This is a genomic window from Stenotrophomonas sp. 62841_Sma, from assembly GCF_056482945.1.
On sequence record NZ_CM151224.1, the window covers coordinates 3804105 to 3821722 of the forward strand.

Sequence of the window (17618 nt, forward strand, 5' to 3'; positions counted from 1 at the left end):
GCTGTGTTGTAGAGCCGAGCCCATGCTCGGCGTGGTGATGACGGCGGCTGAGCACGGCCTCGGCTCTACCGCGGCCGGCCCGCGTGTTCAGGGCAGCTGCGTGCGCACCCGGGCGAAGCGGCGCAGGTCGTGCAGCACCCCGCGCTTGTAGACCGCGCAGCGGTCCACGCCTTCTTCCTGGAAGCCGTTCTTTTCCAGCACCCGGGCCGAGCCGAGGTTGAAGTCGACCACCCCGGCCTGCAGCCTGAACAGGCGCAGCTCGTCCATCACCCAGGGTGCGAACAGGCCGACCACCCGGGTCATCAGCCCCTGGCCCCAGTAGGCCTGGCCCAGCCAGTAGCCCAGTTCCGCCATGTGCCCGCGCTCGGCACTACCCTGCTGGGCCCCGACGCTGCCGCAGGCCTGGCCGTCGATCTCGATGGCCAGGTTCAGGGTGCCAGGGGCCAGCACGCGACCGGCGAGGAAGGCCTCGCCATCCTCGCGCGTGTACGGGTAAGGGAAACGATCACGCAGGCCCCGCGATACCTCGGCGTCGTTGGCATGGCGCAGCAGCGATTCCAGATCATCCGGGCGCCAGGGGCGCAGTTGGAAGCCGTCGCCTCGCAGCACGGTGGTCGGATCAGGCATGCCCACCCACCGACGGCGACTCCGCCTCCTGCTTCTCCAGCTCGCGCTTCACCGCTTCCGGCGAGCGCGTGTACGGCGCCAGCCGCGCGTAGAACGCCGGCACCACGAACAGCGACAGGAACGTCGAGAGGGTCACACCGAAGATGATCACGATGCCGATGGTGCCACGGCTGGCCGAACCGGGGCCACCGGCCACCACCAGCGGAATCGCGCCGACCACGGTGGCGATCGAGGTCATCAGGATCGGGCGCAGGCGCACCATCGCCGATTCGATGATCGCCTCGCGCACGGTTCTTCCGTCGTCACGCAGCTGGTTGGCGAATTCAACAATGAGGATGCCGTTCTTCGCGGCCAGGCCGACCAGCATGACGATGCCGATCTGGCTGAACAGGTTCACGGTACCGCCACTCACCCACAACCCGACCAGCGCGCCGAGCACGCCCAGCGGCACGGTCAGCATGATGGTGAGCGGGTGGATGAAGCTCTCGAACTGCGCGGCCAGCACCAGGTAGACCACCAGCAGCGCCATGGCGAAGGTCAGCAGCACCGCGCCACCGGCACTCTGGTATTCGCGCGATTCGCCCTTCCAGTTCACCTGTGCGTACTGCGGCAGCTCCTCGCGCGTGACCTGCTGCGCCCAGGCAATGGCTTCACCCAGCGGATAGCCCGGCGCCAGGCCCGCGTTGATGGTGATCGAGCGCAGGCGGTTGAAGCGGTTCAGGGTGCCGGCCTCGGCCACCTCACTCAGCGTGACCAGGTTGGACAGCGGCACCAGTTCGCCGGACGTCGCGCGCACGCGGATGGCGGCCAGGTCGGCCGGGCTGGCACGGCCATCGCGACCGGCCTGCACCAGCACGTCGTACTCTTCGCCGTTGTCGACGAAGGTGGTGACGCGGCGCGAGCCCATCATGGTTTCCAGTGCCGAACCGATCGCGGTGACCGGCACGCCGAGGTCGGCCGCACGCTGGCGGTCGATGTTGACCCGCATCTGCGGCCGCGTTTCCTTGTAATCCGAGTCCGGGCCGACCAGGCCGGGGTTGTCGGCCATGCGCAGCAGGATACGGTCGCGCCACTGCGCGATCTCGGCATATTCCGGGCCGCCCAGCACGATCTGGAACGGCTGCCCGCCGCTGCGCACCAGGCCACCGCCCACCTGCGTACGCACGCGCACGCCGCGGATGGTGTCCAGTTCCTTCTGCAGTTCGTTGGCCACTTCCGGCGTGCCTTCGCTGCGCTGGCGCCACGGCTGCAGGAAGATGCTGACGCGGCCGGTGTGCATTTCCTCGCTGGCACCCCAACCACCGGGCACGCGTGGATTGGCGCGCACGATCGGTTTGTCCGGGCCAACATGCGGTGCCAGCATCGATTCCACCTGCTGCACCTGCTGCACGGTGTAGTCGTAGCCGGCGCCTTCCGGGCCATCGATCATGATCTGGAACGAACCGCGGTCTTCGGCCGGCGCCAGTTCCGACGGCAGCAGCTTGAGCAGGCCCCAGCTGGCGGCCAGTGCGGCCACCATCACCAGCAGGTAGATCCAGGTGCGGTCCACGTGGTGGTCGAGCACCCGCCCATAGGCCCCGGCCAGGCGTTCCAGGTTGCGGTTGATGAAGCCATGCAGGCCACGCGGTGCCTGCCCGGTATGCGGCTTGAGCAATTTGGAGGCCATCATTGGCGTCAGCGTCAGCGCCACAAAGGCGGACAACGCCACCGCCGCCGCCAGCGCCACCGCCAGTTCGCGGAACAGGCGCCCGGTATTGCCTTCCAGGAACCCGACCGGCAGGAACACCGCCACCAGCACCGCGGTGGTGGCGATCACCGCAAAGGCGACCTGCGTGGTACCGCGTTTGGAGGCGACCAGCGGGGGTTCGCCCAGGTCGATGCGGCGCTGCACGTTCTCCACCACCACGATCGCATCGTCCACCACCAGGCCGATGCACAGCACCAGGGCAAGCAGGGTCAGCAGGTTGATCGAGAAGTCGAACGCATACAGCGCGATGAATGCCGCGACCAGGCAGACCGGCACCGTCACCGCCGGAATCAGCGCAGCGCGGAAGCTGCCGAGGAACAGCCAGATCACTGCCAGCACCAGGATCATCGCCTCCACCAGCGTGGCGTAGACGCGGTCCACCGCGGCTTCGATGAAGGTGGTGTTGTCGAAGGCAACGAAGATCTGCGTGCCCTTGGGCAGGGTCAGCGCGACCCGTTCGGCTTCAGCGCGCGCAGTACGCGCCACGTCCAGCGAGTTGGCGGTGGAGGTCTTGACGATGCCCAGGCCGATGCCCGGCTCGCCGTTGCTGCGGTAGTACGCGCGGCGCTCGGCCGAGGCCAGCTCGATCTTCGCCACATCGCCCATGCGCACCACGTAACCGTCACGACCCTTGCCCAGCGGGATGGTCGCGAAGTCTTCGGGCTTGATGTAGTTGCGCTCCACGCGCAGGGTGAAATCGCGGTCGGTCGACTCGATGCGGCCGGCCGGCAGTTCCACGTTCTCGTTGCGCAGCGCGGTTTCCACGTCGCCGGTGGTCAGTCCGCGCGCCGCCAGCTGGTCACGGTCCAGCCAGATCCGCATCGCATAGCGCTGGCGACCGCCGATGCGGACCTGGGCCACGCCATCGAGACTGGAGAAACGATCGACCACGTAGCGGTCGGCGTAGTCGCTCAGCTCCAGCGTGTCCATGGTCGAGGAGACCATGTTGAACCAGATGATCGGGTCGGCATCGCTCTCGACCTTGGCGATCTCCGGCGGACGCGCTTCCTCCGGCATGCGGTCGGCGACGCGGCTGACCGCATCGCGCACATCGTTGGCCGCCGCTTCGATATCGCGGTTGGAGGTGAACTCGATGCTGACCTGCGAGCGGCCGTTGGTGCTGCGCGCGTTGATCGTATCGATGCCTTCGATGCCGGCCAGCGCATCTTCCAGCACCTGGGTAATGCGGCTTTCGATGACCGCGGCCGAAGCGCCGGTGTAATCCACCGATACCGAAACGATCGGCGGATCGATGGCGGGCAGTTCGCGCAGGGTCAGGCGGGTGAAGGACATCACGCCCAGCACCAGCAGCAACAGGCTCATCACCACGGCGAACACCGGCCGCTGGATGGAGATGTCGGACAGCTTCATCCGCCGTGGCCCTCGGCCGCGACCGGCGCCGGTGCATCAGCCGGCTTGGCACCCGTGGCCGGTGCCGCGTCCTTGGCTGCGACCTTCAGGCCCGGGCGCAGCTTGCCGGTGCCATCGACCACGATGCGCTGGCCCGCTTCCAGGCCCTGCCTGATCTCGACCACGCCTGCACGGCGCGCGCCGGTGACCACATCCACGCGCTCGACGCTGTCGTCGGCGGTGATGCGGTACACGAAGGTATCGCGACCGACCTGCACCACGGCGATTTCCGGAATCACCAGCGCCGGGCGCTCGGGGTGGAACAGGCGCACGTCCAGCAGCATGCCCGGGCGCAGGGCATGGTCACCATTGGCGAAGTCGGCACGTACGGTCACCGCACGGGTGGCCGGATCGATGCGTGCGTCGATGGTGCTGACCACGCCCTCGAAGGTACGGCCCGGCCACGCCACGCTGGTGGCACTGACCTTGTCACCGACGCCGAGCGCGGCCAGTTCCACTTCCGGCACCTGGAAATCGATGTGCATGTGTTCGATGTCGTCGAGCGTGGCGATCACCGTGGTCGGCGTCAGCAACGTGCCCGGGCTGACCTGGCGGATGCCGAGCACACCGGCGAACGGTGCACGCACGCGGCGGTCACCGATGTCCGACTGCATCTGCGCCACACGCGCCTCGGCGGCATCGCGGATCGACTTCTGCGTATCCAGCGTGGCGCTGGACACCAGCCGCTGCGTGGCCAGCTCGCGCTGGCGCCTGTACAGCTGGTCGGCCTCGTGGAAGGTGGCCTGCGCCTGCACCAGCGCGGCCTCCTGGGCCTGCCCGCGCAGGGTCACGATCGGCGCACCGGCGGCAACATGCTGGCCGCTTTCGAAGTGCACCTTCTCGACGATCTCGCTGACCTTGGCCGTGACGCTGATCGATTCGCGCGCCTTGGCCGTACCCAGTGCCTGCAGCGTGTCATTCCACTGCGTGGACTGCACGACCTGCGCGGTGACCGGCACCGCTTCTCCCTGCCGACGGGCGGCGGCCTCCTGTTTGCCCGCGCACCCGGCCAGCACGGCCAGGCTGAGGCCAAGGGCCAGGGTCGAAGCGATGCGAGCCAACATGAACGGTCCTGAGTGATCCACGGCCGCCGAGTGTAGGCAAGCGCCCACAGAAGCGATATGTGCCAAGCGTTTACTGGCGTGGAACCGGCGTCGCGATAGCGCCGTGAACCCGTTCCGTGCAAGGCTGACCGCAGCGGTGTCGGCATGTGTCGAGGTGTATCCAGCCGTGCACCGCAGGCGTTGCCATCGTAGAGTCGAAGCTGCCCGGCAGAGGGCGTCGGGCGGGGGCGGATCCTGGCGGGGATCCGGCCCCGGTTTTTTTTACACCCGGCGGATCAGTACCGGTAGTTCACCTTCATCCACAGGCTGCGGCCCGGCTCGTTGATGCGCACCGGGTCAGCCGGAAAACCGAAGTCGGCGCTGCCGGCCAGATTCAGGTGCTCGCTGTAGGCACGGTCGAACAGGTTGTCGACGCCCGCGCTGAGCTGCAGCTGCGAACTGAAGCGGTAAGCAGCGTTGAGCGCGAAGGTGGCGAAGCCGGCACTCGGCCCCAGGTCCTGCGCGACCACATTGCCTTGGCCATTTGCGACACGATGCTGGTGGGTCACCGCGCGCAGCAGCGCACCGGCACTCCAGCGCTGGCCTTCCCAGTTCGCGCTCAGGCGTGCTTCCAGTGGTGGCATCTGCGGCAACGGGCGATGCTGGTCGCGGTTCTCGCCCCAGGCATAGGCCAGCGTGCCGCCCAGCTTCCACTGCTCGGCCACGCTCACTTCCAGGCCCGCCTCGGCACCAGCGATACGTGCATCAACGTTGCGGGCCTGGCTCATGCCCATCATGCCGCTGCCGTGGTAGGTGAACAGGATGTAGTCCTGGATCTGCCCGGCGTACGCGGACACCCACGCCTGCACACGCGGCCCCTTGTATTGCATGCCCACATCAAGCTGGGTGGTGCGCTCGGGCTGCACGCCGGTGAACGCGTTCACTGCACCGGCCGGGCCGTGGTTGGGCGAGAACAGCTCCCAGTAGTCGGGCATGCGTTCACTGTGGCCGAGGCCGGCATACCAGGTCAGGCCGTCGGCCAGATCCTGCTCGTAGCGCAGGAAACCACTGCCAAGCCATTCCTTGCGACGCTGGCCCGCGGTCGGATTGGGCATGTTGCCCATCATTCCGCGGATCGACTGCCGCTCGTCGCGCACGCTGGCGCGATCAATGCGCAGGCCGCTGATCCAGCGCTGGTCGGTGCCGGCACCGAGGGTCAACTCGGTGAACACGCCATAGCGACGGAAGTTGGCATCGGTCTCCCACGCCGCCTGGCGATAGGTGCCGCGACCCATGCCCATGCGCCCGCGATGGCGGCTGTCTTCGCCATCCACGCCCGCCACCAGCTGCACGTCCTGCCAGCGCCACTCGGAACTGACCCGGCCGCCCTGGGTACGGCGATCCACGTTCGACGCCATCGGCATCGGCATCATGCTGTTCGGGTTCGGCGTGCGCAGCGTGTAGTTGTCCATCACATGGTCGGCGTTGTTGTAGTACACGTTGGCCTGCAACGTGTCCCATGCCCCCGGCAGGTTGCGCTTCTCGAAACGCGCCGCGTAGCTGGTGCGTTCGAACGCGGCACCGTCCATGCCACGGCCCGCGTAACGCGCGATCGCATCACCGGCACCGGCGGAAATTTCCAGCAGCGTGTCGGCATCCGGCGTCCAGCCGATGGCCACGTCGCCGTTCCACTTGCGCCACTTCGACGGCACCACGTCACCGTGGCCGTCCTTGTAGTCATCGGCTTCGGAACGGTTGCCGCTGGCGCGTACGTAGCCGGTCGGGTTGCCCAGGGTCAGGTCCAGCACCTGGTCGTTGCGGTTGCGCGAACCGACCAGCGCACTGGCATCGGCACGCAGGCCCGGCTCCTCGAAGCGCGGCGTATCGCGCTCGAAACGCACGGTGCCGGCCGACGCGCCCGCCCCCCAGCGCACGCTCTGCGGGCCCTTGATGATGGTCAGCCGGTCGAAGCTTTCCGGCGCGATGTAGGACAGCGGATTGTCCATGCGCGACGGGCAGGCACCGATCAGGTTGCCATCGTTGCTGAGGATGTTCAGGCGCGAACCGAACATGCCGCGCAGCACCGGGTCACCGTTGGTGCCGCCGTTGCGGATGGCGGAAAAACCGGGAACGGTCTTCAGGTAATCGGCACCGTCGCTGGCCGGCACCGGCTGCCGCGGCAGGCGCGGATCGGTCACCCAGTGCAGCGGGGACGACGGTGCGGCGGCGGTGACCACCATCGTGTCGAGGGTACGCGCCTCTTCGGCAGGCGCAGCGTGGGCCAGTGACGCGGCCACGGCCAGGCCAAGGGCAACCGGCAGGCGCGCGCAGGCGCCCGCGGGGCGGGAAGTCATTTTCATCGGAACAGCTCCAAAGTACGCACGCGCGCACGGCGCCCGGTCAGGCGTCGTGCGGCAGATTCGATAGGGATATCAGCGGACGAAGGAGAGGCGCGGCGGCCCGCGCGCGGCATGCGCCGGCCAACGCAGCGCCGGCAGCACCTGCTGCGACCACGGGAACACCAGCCGCGGCCGCCACAGCTGCGGCAACAGCAGCACCAGCACCGCCAGCCACGGCAGCAGGCGCATGGCCAGCACGCAGTATTCGCAGGCTTCGCCGTGCATGGCGTGGGGGTCGGGCGGGCGGCTGGGCGCGGCCGGCGCGGCGCCGTGCTGATCGTGCCCGGCCATGGCCATGTCGTGCATGTCATGGCCCATGGCGGCGTGGTCCATGCCTGCCATCGCGGCATGCTCCATCGGCTGCGCCTGCAGCGCGCGGCTGACCAGCGGCGCAAGCACCATCAGCAGCGTCGCCAGGACGGCGAGCTGGAGCAGGAGGCGCTGCGGGCGGGACAGGCGGGTCACCCCGCTAGTGTAGAGCCGGGTCCAGGGTTGCCCGTGCGACGAACCGTCGCAGGAGGGGTTTTTCGGCAGGGCTGCGCCCTGCACCCGCAGAGGCCACGTCCACGGCAAGAGCCGAAGCAACATCAAAAGCTGGCTTCCTGTGGGTAGGCGGGGTGGGTCCGGTTGCGGGGGCCGCTGCAAGTACGTCCATGTAAGCTCGGTCGCCGCATCCATGCGGCTCACGCCCCCGCAACCGGACCCACCCCGCCTTCGAGAGATTTCTGCGATCTGCAGTAGATCCACGCCATGCGTGGATGAATCTCCATCGGAATCGAACATTTCGAACTGGAATCGAAAAGCATCCACGCATGGCGTGGATCTACCGTGTCGACCAAGGTCGACACCTACCAACAGCCGCCGGAATCTGTCAGAGGTGGGGCGGTGTCGGAGTGCGGGGTGTCAGCCGCATGGATGCGGCTGCCAAGCCTACAGGGACGTACTTGCGGCGTCCCCGCACTCCGACACCGCCCCCCACCCCACGCAATGCCAGCTTCTGCTGTTGCTTCTGCTGTTGCTGTTGCTGTTGCTTCTGAGGTTGCCGGCCAGCGGCCGGCACTACCGCAGGTGCAGGGCTGCAAGCCCTGCTCGACCAACCCCTCACACCGTGATGGTCTGGGTCAGTGACTCCCACGTCGGTGGCACCGGCCACGCCGCCGCCTGGTTGCCATCCAGCACCCTGCGCAGATCACGCGGATCGATCTGCGGTGCCAGCACGTGCACCAGCTCCAGCGCGTAATCACGCAGCACGCGATCGCGAGGCAGCACCGCCCAGGCAATGCACTCAGTGATCGGCTCCGGGGCCGGCCACGACCTCAGGTCTTCGTCGTTGGAACTGACCGCCATCTCCGCCAGCAGGCCCACGCCCAGACCGGTACGCACGTAGGTCTTGATCAGGTCGGCATCGAGCGCGGTCAGCGCCAGATCCGGCACCAGGCCGTTCGCAGCAAAGGCGCGCTGCAACGAGGAATTCGGCCGGGTCGAGGATTCGTAGCTGATCAATGGCTGGCGGGCCAGCGCGGCCAGGTCTGGGGCGCGGCCGGCGCGGTCCAGCGGGTGGCCCTTCGGTACCACCACCAGGCGTCGCCAGCGGAACAGCGGCACCGCGATGCCATCGGTGGGCTCACCGCCAGCGGTGCTGATGATCGCAATATCGGCATCACCCTGGTTCAAGCGGTCAAGCGCGTCGGCTTCGCCGGCCTGCTGCAGGTGCACGCTCACCTGGGGATAGGCCTGCTTGATCGCTGCCACCGCCGGCGGCAGCACGAAGCGCGCCTGGGTGTGGGTGGTGGTCAGGATCAGCTGGCCCTGGCTCTCGCGGCGCTGGTTGGCCGCGTAGGTGCGGATGTTGTTGGCCTCGGCCAGCACCGCACGAGCGCGGGCGATGACCTCGGTGCCGGCCGGGGTGACCGACTCCAGGCTGCGGCCCTTGCGCACGAACAACAGGAAACCCAGCTCGTCCTCCAGCTGCTTGAGCTGCTTGGACAGGCCGGGCTGGGTGGCGTGCACGCGCGAGGCGGCCAGCGTGATGTTCAGCTCGGCGTCGGCGATGGCAACCAGGTAGCGCAGCTGGGTCAGCGTCATGGGAGGCAGGCGGCGTGGGGCGGAGGTCCACTCTAGGGTCAATTGCCGTCACCAGCTTATAACCAAAGGTTGTTTAAGAAAGGTATCTGGTCATTTCCGGGCGTCATATGCCGGCGCTACGGTCAGCCGGCAGCCGCTGGCCTGAACAGCCAGCCCTCCCCCCTTCGCCCGCCGAAGCCCGGCGCGGCCCCGTTTCCGGAGCGCTTCCATGGCCCTGTACGACTCCATCCTCGATACCGTCGGCAACACCCCCATCGTCAGGCTGCAGCGCCTGGCGCCCGCGCAGGTCAGCGTCTACGCCAAGGTCGAGTCGTTCAACCCGGGCGGTTCGGTGAAGGACCGTCTGGCGCTGGCGATCATCCTCGACGCCGAGGCACGCGGCCTGCTCAAGCCGGGCGACACCATTGTCGAAGCCACTTCAGGCAACACTGGCGTGGCACTGGCGATGGTCGCCGCCGCGCGCGGCTACAAGTTCGTGGCCACCATGGTCGAGACCTTCTCGGTGGAGCGCCGCAAGCTGATGCGCGCCTATGGTGCCAAGGTGATCCTGACCCCGGCCGCCGAGCGCGGCAGCGGCATGGTGCGCAAGGCGGCCGAACTGGCCGAGCAGCACGGCTGGTTCCTGGCCAGCCAGTTCGCCAACCCGGCCAACCCGGCCTATCACCGCAACACCACCGCCGCCGAGATCCTGCGCGACTTCGCCGGCAAGCGGCTGGACTACTTCGTCAGCGGCTGGGGCACTGGCGGCACGCTTACCGGCGTGGGCGAAGTGCTGAAGGTCGCGCGCCCGCAGACCCGTATCATCGCTACCGAACCGGCCGGTGCCGCGCTGCTGAAGGGCGATGACTGGAAGCCGCACAAGATCCAGGGCTGGACCCCGGACTTCGTGCCGGACGTGCTCAACCGCGATGTGGTGGACGAACTGGTCTCGGTCGAAGATGACCGCGCGATCGCCACCGCGCGTCGCCTGGCTGCGGAGGAAGGCATCTTCGTCGGCATTTCCGCCGGCGCCACCGTGGCCAGCGCGCTGGACGTGGCCGCCCGCGCTGAACCGGGCTCGGTGATCCTGGCAATGCTGCCCGATACCGGCGAGCGCTATTTCTCCACACCGCTGTTCGCCGATGTGAATGAGGGTTCCGACGACGACTGGCTGGCCGGCCTGCCGTGATGCATCGGGTCGGATCCCTTTCCTGCAGGGAAAGGGCTCTGACCCGGTTTGCCAGAACCATGGATCGCAGGGGTCAGAGCCTTTTCCGTGCGGGAAAAAGCTCTGAGCCCTTTCTGCTTCAGCCTGCGTGAAGGCGTCGCCCGCCATCGTGCGTGAAGGCCGTCGGATCGCAGCGCGTGAGACGGTCATGACGCAGTATCGATGCCCTGTCCCCTACCGTGGGAACAGCCGGCGCAGATGCTGCGCGGAACACCTCACAGGCAGGAGACGGACGCATGAAGATCGAAGTTTGGCAGGGCGATATCACGACCCTGGCGGTGGATGCGATCGTCAACGCGGCCAATGAAACACTGCTCGGCGGCGGCGGCGTCGACGGCGCGATCCATCGCGCTGCCGGGCCGGCATTGCTGGCCGAGTGCGAGCAGTTGCCGGAGCTGCGTCCGGGCGTGCGTTGCCCAACCGGCGAAGTGCGCGCCACCGACGCTTACGCATTGCCTGCGCGGCATGTACTGCACACGGTGGGCCCGGTCTGGCACGACGGCCAGCGCGACGAACCGGCATTGCTGGCCAACTGCTACTGGAAATCGCTGCAGTTGGCCGAGTCGCTGGGCGTGAAGTCGATCGCGTTCCCGGCGATCAGCTGCGGTGTGTATGGCTATCCGCTGTACCAGGCCGCGCAGATCGCAGTGACGGAAACACTGGCGTGGCAGCGCAGCCATGCACAGCCGATGCGCATCGTGCTGGTGGCGTTCAACACTGCTACGGCGAAGGCCTACCAGCAGGCATTGAGCGCCGCGGGACAAAGCACGGACAACGAACCGCGCGGGTCGATGCTGCCGCCTCTGGGCGATGCGGGCTTCGCCGCTGCGCACTGAACCGCAGCGCTTCCGGTAAAAGGAAAGGCCGGGCATTGCCCGGCCTTTCCCGTTGCGGCCTTGAGGTCATCCACGCTACGTGTGGATCACCTCAACGGCTGGCTGCTTCCACCGCAGCAGCGGCGTCATCGGCCACGGCAGCAGCTGCATCCGCAGCGGCGCGTGCGGCCGAGGCGGCAGCACCGTCGGCGCTGGCACCTTCGACCTGCACGCGCACTTCCACCAGGCCCGCACCGTTGTTCAGGCTGGACACGTCGACGGTGTAGTGACCGGCCGGCAGCGTCTCTTCCAGGCGTGCATTGGTGCCATTGCCACCGTCGTCGTCGGTCAGCTCGACGGCGCCGCCGACCACGCGCAGCACGGTATCGACCTGGCTGGAAATCGCATCCAGGCGCACGTCGGCCGGACGATCCAGGGTCAGCAGGAAGCGGCGGCGGCCTTCGTTGTCCAGCATGGTGTACGCGCTGCCCGACTTCGGCAGTGCCGTGCCATCGCGATCCACCAGGTTGCCTGGCAGTTCAATGCGGGTGGCCGACAGGGTGAACATGCCATTGACGCCGTCGCCGAGGCCGCGTGCAGTCAGGGTGTACTTGCCCGGCTTCAGCGAGAGGTTCAGGCGCGAGTTGGTGCTGTCGCCGCCATCATCGTTCTCGGCATCCACGCCCTGGCCGGACAGCTTCAGCACCGGATCGAAGACATCCGAGACCAGGCGGATCTCGTACAGGCCCGCCTTCTCCACCTGCAGGGTGTAGTCCTGCGAGTTGCTGGCCAGCATGTCGACGATCTCACCACTGCCCACCAGCGGCTTGCCGTCGTACGGCTTCAGCTTCTCGGCGCGCAGGCGGTACGGACCAAAGGCACTCGGACCGTTGGCGTTGACCGCCACCTGGTAGGTGCCGCCACCGTTGGCACGGAAGGCCAGCGAGACATCGCCTTCGCGTTCGTAACCGGTATTGCTGGTGGACACCAGGCTGCCGTTGTTGAACACGGCGATCGAACCGGTCAGTGCGCCGGTGAGCTTCAGGCCGACCAGTTCCCTGTCTTCCAGCTTGATCTGGTACAGCTGGTGATGGCTGCCGTCGTTGAAGTTGATGCCGCTGCGCGAGGTGATCTCGCCGGACACCGGCTTGTCGAAATCGAGCGACGCGGCCTTGCCTGCGTCACCACCGCCACCGATGCGGTTGCAACCGCCGGCGATCAGGACCGTGGCGACGGCCAGTGTGATTGCTGCCAAACGCATGTTTTTTCTCCTTGGCCTTCCATGTATGTCCCGCACACCGGCCCGGTGCGTGGGGGCGGAAAAGATACCCGCAAAAGCAAACGCCGGCGTGATGCCGGCGTTGCCCTGTTCATCCTGCGATGGGACGGATCAACCGTTCCACTTGCCCAGCGCGGCCAGGCCGTTGTCCTTGGCGCGCTCGTACACGGTCTTCTGGGCGGCAGCGTAGTTGCCCTTCATGTCCTTGGCCCACAGCTTCAGCGCGGCCTGCTGCATGGCGCGGCCGTAGGAGAAGCTCAGCGGCCACGGCAGGTTGCCCAGCTGGTTCATCGCGTTCAGATGCTCGGTGGACTGCTCGTCGCTCTGGCCACCGGACAGGAACACCACGCCCGGCAGGATGGCCGGCACGGTGCTCTTCAGGCACATCACGGTCGACTCGGCCACTTCCTCGACGTCGGCCTGCTCATCGCAGCCCTTGCCGGAGATGACCATCGAGGCCTTCAGGATGGTGCCTTCCAGCAGCACGTTCTGCTGGTAGAGCGCGTCGAACAGCGAACGCAGGGTGGCTTCGGTGACTTCGTAGCAGGTCTCGATGTCGTGGTCGCCGTCCATGATCACTTCCGGCTCGACCATCGGCACCAGGCCACATTCCTGGCACAGGGCGGCATAGCGGGCCAGCGCATGGGCGTTGGACTCGATGCAGGTGCCCGACGGAATGCTCTCGCCGATGTTGATCACCGCGCGCCACTTGGCGAAGCGCGCACCCAGCTTGTAGTACTCCTGCAGGCGCTCGCGCAGGCCGTCCAGGCCTTCGGTCACCAGCTCGCCCGGGCAGCCGGCCAGCGGGTGCGCACCCTTGTCCACCTTGATGCCCGGAATCATGCCGTGGTCGGCCATGTACTTGGCGAACGGCACGCCGTCCTTGGTCGACTGACGGATGGTTTCGTCAAACAGGATGGCGCCGGAGATGTGCTCGTTGAGCTTCGGCGTGGTCAGCAGCAGTTCGCGGTAGGCACGACGGTTCTCCTCGGTGTTCTCGATACCGACGCCTGCGAAACGCTTGGCGATGGTAGCGGTGGATTCGTCGATCGCGATGATGCCCTTGCCCGGGGCAACCATGGCCTGGGCGGTTTCAGCCAGCTGTTCGATGCTCATGTACTTCCTGTGGCGGGTGCGGGAAAAACGTAAGTATAGCCCCGCCGCCCGTTGCACCGACGTGCAGGGCAGTCTGGAAACGATTCCAATGTCCGCACCGGACAGGCGATGTCCTGTTGCGCCGGGTCACGCCCCCTTCGGGGATCTGACCCCGGGTCGGACCCGCGCAGCGGCTCCGACCCGGGGCCGCCTGGGTTTACAGATCGCCCAGGCCGCTGGCGCGCCCGTCTTCGCCCACTTCCAGCAGGCGCAGGGTGTTGGTCGCGCCCAGGGTTTCCATGTGCTCACCGCTGGTGAACACGACGCGGTCACCGGCCTGCAGCAGTTCGGCTTCCACCAGCAGGCGGATGCTGCCGCGTGCGGCTTCACGCGGGGTCAGGCCACGGCTGTCGAAGTTGATCGGGTAGACATCGCGCATCAGCGCCATCTGGCGGCGTGCACCGTCGTGGCGGGTGACCGCGAACACCGGCGCCTTGGCGCGGAAACGCGACAGGTAGCGGGCGGTGCCACCGGATTCGGTCATCGCCACGATCGCGCGCACGCCCACGTGCTGCGACAGGAACATGGTGGCCATGGCAATGGCCTGGTCGGCACGTTCCAGGTTGCGCGGCGAGGCGTTGAAGTCGGTCTCGGTCTGGAACTGGCGCTCTGCACCCAGGCAGATGCGCGCCATCGCTTCCACGGCCTTGACCGGCCAGGCACCGGCAGCGGTCTCGGCCGACAGCATCACCGCGTCCGTGCCATCGATGACCGAGTTGGCCACGTCCAGCACTTCGGCACGGGTCGGGATCGGGCTTTCGACCATCGACTGCAGCATCTGCGTGGCGGTGATCACCACCTTGTTCTGCGCCAGCGAGGCCTTGATGATCTTCTTCTGCAGGCCCGGCAGTTCGGCATCGCCGATTTCCACGCCAAGGTCGCCACGGGCCACCATCACCACGTCGCTGGCCTCGACGATCTCTTCCAGGTTCTCGATCGCCTCGGTGCGCTCGATCTTCGACACCAGCGCGGCATCGCAGCCGTGCGAGCGGGCGATCTCACGCGCGTCGTTCATGTCCTGCGCATTGCGGCAGAACGACACGGCAATGAAGTCGACACCGATCTTGGCGACGATGCCGATCAGTTCCTTGTCGCGCTCGGTCAGCGCGCCCAGCGACAGGCCGCCGCCCTGCTTGTTCAGGCCCTTGCGGTCGGACAGCACACCGTCGTTCAGTACGGTGTTGATGATGCGTTCGCCCTGCACTTCCACCACCTGCAGCTGCATCAGGCCGTCGTCGAGCAGCAGCACATCGCCCGGACCCACGTCCTGCGGCAGGCCGAGGTAGCTCACGCCCACCTGGGTGGCGTCACCCGGGCCGGCGCTGGTGCTGGCAATCAGGTCGAAGCGGTTGCCCGCCTTCAGCTGTACCTTGCCTTCGGCGAAGCGCTCGATGCGGATCTTCGGGCCCGGCAGGTCGGCCAGGATGCCGACTTCCACGCCCACGCGGGCCGCGGCAGCGCGCACTTCGGCAGCACGCTTGGCCTGGCCGGAGGGATCGCCATGGCTGAAGTTCAGGCGCACCACGTTGACGCCGGCGCGGAACAGATCCTCCAGCACGCCCGGCGGATCAGTGGCCGGACCGAGGGTGGCAAGGATCTTGGTGCGACGCTGACGCTCGAACATGGTGAATGGGCCTCTCCCGATAAAGAACGGAAATTAGCACATCCTTCACGCCGCATGTATACGGTTACAGCCTTGTGCTGCCTGACTTCGCGGGTCATGGAACGGACATCGTCCGGACATACGCTGGCGCAGGGTGGCGGTAGCGCCGGGCATGGCCCGGCGTTACCGATCAACGGCGCATCACGCCAGCAGCGTTTCCAGCTGCGCCGGCTCACGGGCCAGCTGCCCGGCACCGGCTTCGGTGAGTTCGGCCTCACCGCCAAAGCCCCACAACACACCGACGCTGCGCAGTCCATGGTGACGCGCGCCTTCAATGTCCATGCGGCGGTCGCCGATCATCCAGCACTGCGCGGGCTGCACCTGCAGCCGACGCAGCGCCTCACCGACCAGTTCTGGCTTGTGGCTGCGCGAGCCATCCAGGGTTGAACCGACGATCTCCTCGAACAGCCCACCGAACGGCAGGTGGGCAAGGATGCGGCGCGCGTGCGGCTCGTTCTTGGCAGTGACCACCGCCAGGCGATGGCCACGACCATGCAGCGTGCGAAGGGTGTCTTCCACCTGCGGGTACACCGTGTGCTCGCGCCAGCCCTCGACGTCGAAGCGCTCACGGTAGTAGCCCACCGCCTGTTCCACCCGCGCCGGTTCACCGAACAGCGGCGCGAAGGTGGTGCGCAGCGACGGACCGATCCAGCCCAGCAGGGTCTCCTGCGGTGGCACCGGATGGTCCATCTTCTGCAGCGCATAGGCGATGCAGGCGGTGATACCCACCTGCGAATCGATCAGCGTGCCATCCAGGTCGAAGAACAGGACATCCTTGCTGCGATCGGCACTCATGCGCCGCGCGCGTCGAGTGCGGCCACCGCCGGCAGGGTCTTGCCTTCCAGGAACTCCAGGAACGCGCCGCCACCGGTGGAGATGTAGCTGACCTGCTGGGCGATATCGAACTTGTCGACCGCGGCCAGGGTGTCGCCGCCACCGGCGATGGAAAATGCCGGCGAACTGGCGATGGCACGGGCCAGCGCTTCGGTGCCCTTGCTGAAGGCCTCGAATTCGAACACACCGACCGGACCGTTCCAGACCACGGTACCGGCCTTCCCGATCAACTGCGCGTACTGCGCCGCGGTCTGCGGGCCGATGTCCAGGATCAGGTCGTCTTCGGCAACGGCGTCGACCGCCTTCACTTCGGCAACCGCGTCCGGCATGAACTGCTTGGCGGTGACCACGTCCACCGGCAGCGGGATATCGGCGCCACGCGCCTTGGCATCGGCCACGATCTTCTTCGCGGTGTCCAGCAGGTCCGGCTCGTACAGCGACTTGCCGACGTTGTAGCCGGCGGCAGCGATGAAGGTATTGGCGATGCCACCACCGACGATCAGCTGATCGACCTTGCCGACCAGGTTGGCCAGCAGTTCCAGCTTGGTGCTGACCTTGCTGCCGGCGACGATGGCCAGCAGCGGCGTGGCCGGTGCATCCAGCGCCTGCGCCAGCGCGTCCAGTTCGGCCATCAGCAGCGGGCCACCGGCAGCAACCGGGGCGAAGCGGATGACACCGTGTGTGGAGGCCTGCGCACGGTGCGCGGTGCCGAAGGCGTCCATCACGAACACATCGCACAGGGCGGCGTACTTCTTCGACAGGGCTTCATCGTCCTTGCCCTCGCCGACGTTCATGCGGCAGTTTTCCAGCAGCACCAGCTGGCCCGGCTGCACGTCGACACCGTCGACCCAGTCGCGCACCAGCGGAACCTCGCGACCGAGCAGCTCGGACAGGCGCTGGGCCACCGGCGCCAGCGAATCGGCTTCGCTCCACACGCCTTCCTTCGGGCGCCCCAGGTGTGAGGTGACCATCACCGCCGCGCCCTGCTCCAGCGCGCGCTTGAGCGTCGGCAGCGAAGCGGTGATGCGCTGTTCGGAGGTGATGCGGCCATTCTCGATCGGCACATTCAGATCCTGGCGGATCAGCACGCGCTTGCCGGAGAGGTCGAGATCGGTCATGCGGACGATGGACATGGGCAACTCTTTGGCTCAGGGACGGGATGCCGGGCTACGGCAGACGGCCATTGTATCGGGTGCGGGTGGTGGGAGGGCCGATGCCTGCGGCAGGCAGAGGCGCACAGCAACTGCAACAGCTACGGCAACGGCCAAAGCGCTGGCGCTTCGTGGTGCTGGGGCTGGGCCGGGGCGGTCTGGGCTGGCAGGGGGCGCCGTGAATCCGTCCATGGAGGCTTGGC

Annotated in this window: 13 protein-coding genes; 2 read left to right on the forward strand and 11 right to left on the reverse strand. The window is 67.2% G+C overall.

Going from position 1 to position 17618, the window contains the following annotated elements; translation table 11 throughout:
* Nucleotides 1–87: 87 nt before the first annotated feature.
* From ACZK5G_RS17860 to ACZK5G_RS17885, 6 genes are all read right to left on the reverse strand, one after another.
* Nucleotides 88–627 (reverse strand): GNAT family N-acetyltransferase, encoded by a 540-nt coding sequence (locus tag ACZK5G_RS17860; protein WP_107432154.1) that lies wholly within the window; start codon nucleotides 625–627, stop codon nucleotides 88–90.
* On the reverse strand, nucleotides 620–3745 hold the full coding sequence (locus tag ACZK5G_RS17865; RefSeq protein ID WP_071228525.1) for an efflux RND transporter permease subunit: 3126 nt from the start codon (nucleotides 3743–3745) through the stop codon (nucleotides 620–622). Before ACZK5G_RS17865 ends, ACZK5G_RS17860 begins: the two co-directional genes overlap by 8 nt.
* Entirely contained in the window at nucleotides 3742–4848 is a 1107-nt protein-coding gene (locus tag ACZK5G_RS17870; RefSeq protein WP_049399966.1) for an efflux RND transporter periplasmic adaptor subunit, read from the reverse strand. Before ACZK5G_RS17870 ends, ACZK5G_RS17865 begins: the two co-directional genes overlap by 4 nt.
* A 275-nt stretch (nucleotides 4849–5123) precedes the next feature.
* Nucleotides 5124–7187, reverse strand: coding sequence for a TonB-dependent copper receptor (locus tag ACZK5G_RS17875; RefSeq protein ID WP_478464274.1), 2064 nt, complete (start codon nucleotides 7185–7187; stop codon nucleotides 5124–5126).
* A gap of 72 nt (nucleotides 7188–7259) precedes the next feature.
* The gene (locus ACZK5G_RS17880) at nucleotides 7260–7691 is read right to left on the reverse strand and encodes a DUF2946 domain-containing protein (RefSeq protein ID WP_478464276.1); all 432 of its coding nucleotides are present in this window, start codon (nucleotides 7689–7691) and stop codon (nucleotides 7260–7262) included.
* A gap of 636 nt (nucleotides 7692–8327) precedes the next feature.
* Nucleotides 8328–9311 carry a LysR family transcriptional regulator gene (locus ACZK5G_RS17885; protein WP_043403003.1) on the reverse strand — a complete coding sequence of 328 codons (984 nt, stop codon included), beginning with the start codon at nucleotides 9309–9311 and terminating at the stop codon, nucleotides 8328–8330.
* A 208-nt stretch (nucleotides 9312–9519) separates the two neighbouring features.
* Here ACZK5G_RS17885 and cysK point away from each other — a divergent pair, with 208 nt between their 5' ends.
* Together cysK and ACZK5G_RS17895 are read left to right on the forward strand one after the other, a co-directional pair.
* On the forward strand, nucleotides 9520–10479 hold the full coding sequence (cysK, locus tag ACZK5G_RS17890; RefSeq protein ID WP_032127874.1) for a cysteine synthase A: 960 nt from the start codon (nucleotides 9520–9522) through the stop codon (nucleotides 10477–10479).
* Nucleotides 10480–10754: 275 nt separating this feature from the next.
* Complete coding sequence (locus ACZK5G_RS17895) at nucleotides 10755–11354, forward strand: O-acetyl-ADP-ribose deacetylase (RefSeq protein WP_032127873.1); 600 nt, start codon at nucleotides 10755–10757, stop codon at nucleotides 11352–11354.
* A gap of 91 nt (nucleotides 11355–11445) precedes the next feature.
* Here ACZK5G_RS17895 and ACZK5G_RS17900 read toward each other — a convergent pair whose 3' ends face one another.
* The 5 genes from ACZK5G_RS17900 to ACZK5G_RS17920 form a co-directional block, all read right to left on the reverse strand.
* The gene (locus ACZK5G_RS17900) at nucleotides 11446–12594 is read right to left on the reverse strand and encodes an ABC transporter substrate-binding protein (RefSeq protein ID WP_107432157.1); all 1149 of its coding nucleotides are present in this window, start codon (nucleotides 12592–12594) and stop codon (nucleotides 11446–11448) included.
* Between the two features lie 129 nt (nucleotides 12595–12723).
* On the reverse strand, nucleotides 12724–13728 hold the full coding sequence (locus ACZK5G_RS17905) for a class I fructose-bisphosphate aldolase (protein WP_010481439.1): 1005 nt from the start codon (nucleotides 13726–13728) through the stop codon (nucleotides 12724–12726).
* A gap of 196 nt (nucleotides 13729–13924) precedes the next feature.
* Nucleotides 13925–15391: a pyruvate kinase gene (pyk, locus tag ACZK5G_RS17910; protein ID WP_032127871.1), complete on the reverse strand. Its 1467-nt coding sequence runs from the start codon at nucleotides 15389–15391 to the stop codon at nucleotides 13925–13927.
* 180 nt (nucleotides 15392–15571) lie between these two features.
* On the reverse strand, nucleotides 15572–16225 hold the full coding sequence (locus tag ACZK5G_RS17915; RefSeq protein WP_049463104.1) for an HAD hydrolase-like protein: 654 nt from the start codon (nucleotides 16223–16225) through the stop codon (nucleotides 15572–15574).
* Complete coding sequence (locus ACZK5G_RS17920) at nucleotides 16222–17397, reverse strand: phosphoglycerate kinase (protein WP_093999589.1); 1176 nt, start codon at nucleotides 17395–17397, stop codon at nucleotides 16222–16224. Before ACZK5G_RS17920 ends, ACZK5G_RS17915 begins: the two co-directional genes overlap by 4 nt.
* Nucleotides 17398–17618 lie beyond the last annotated feature (221 nt).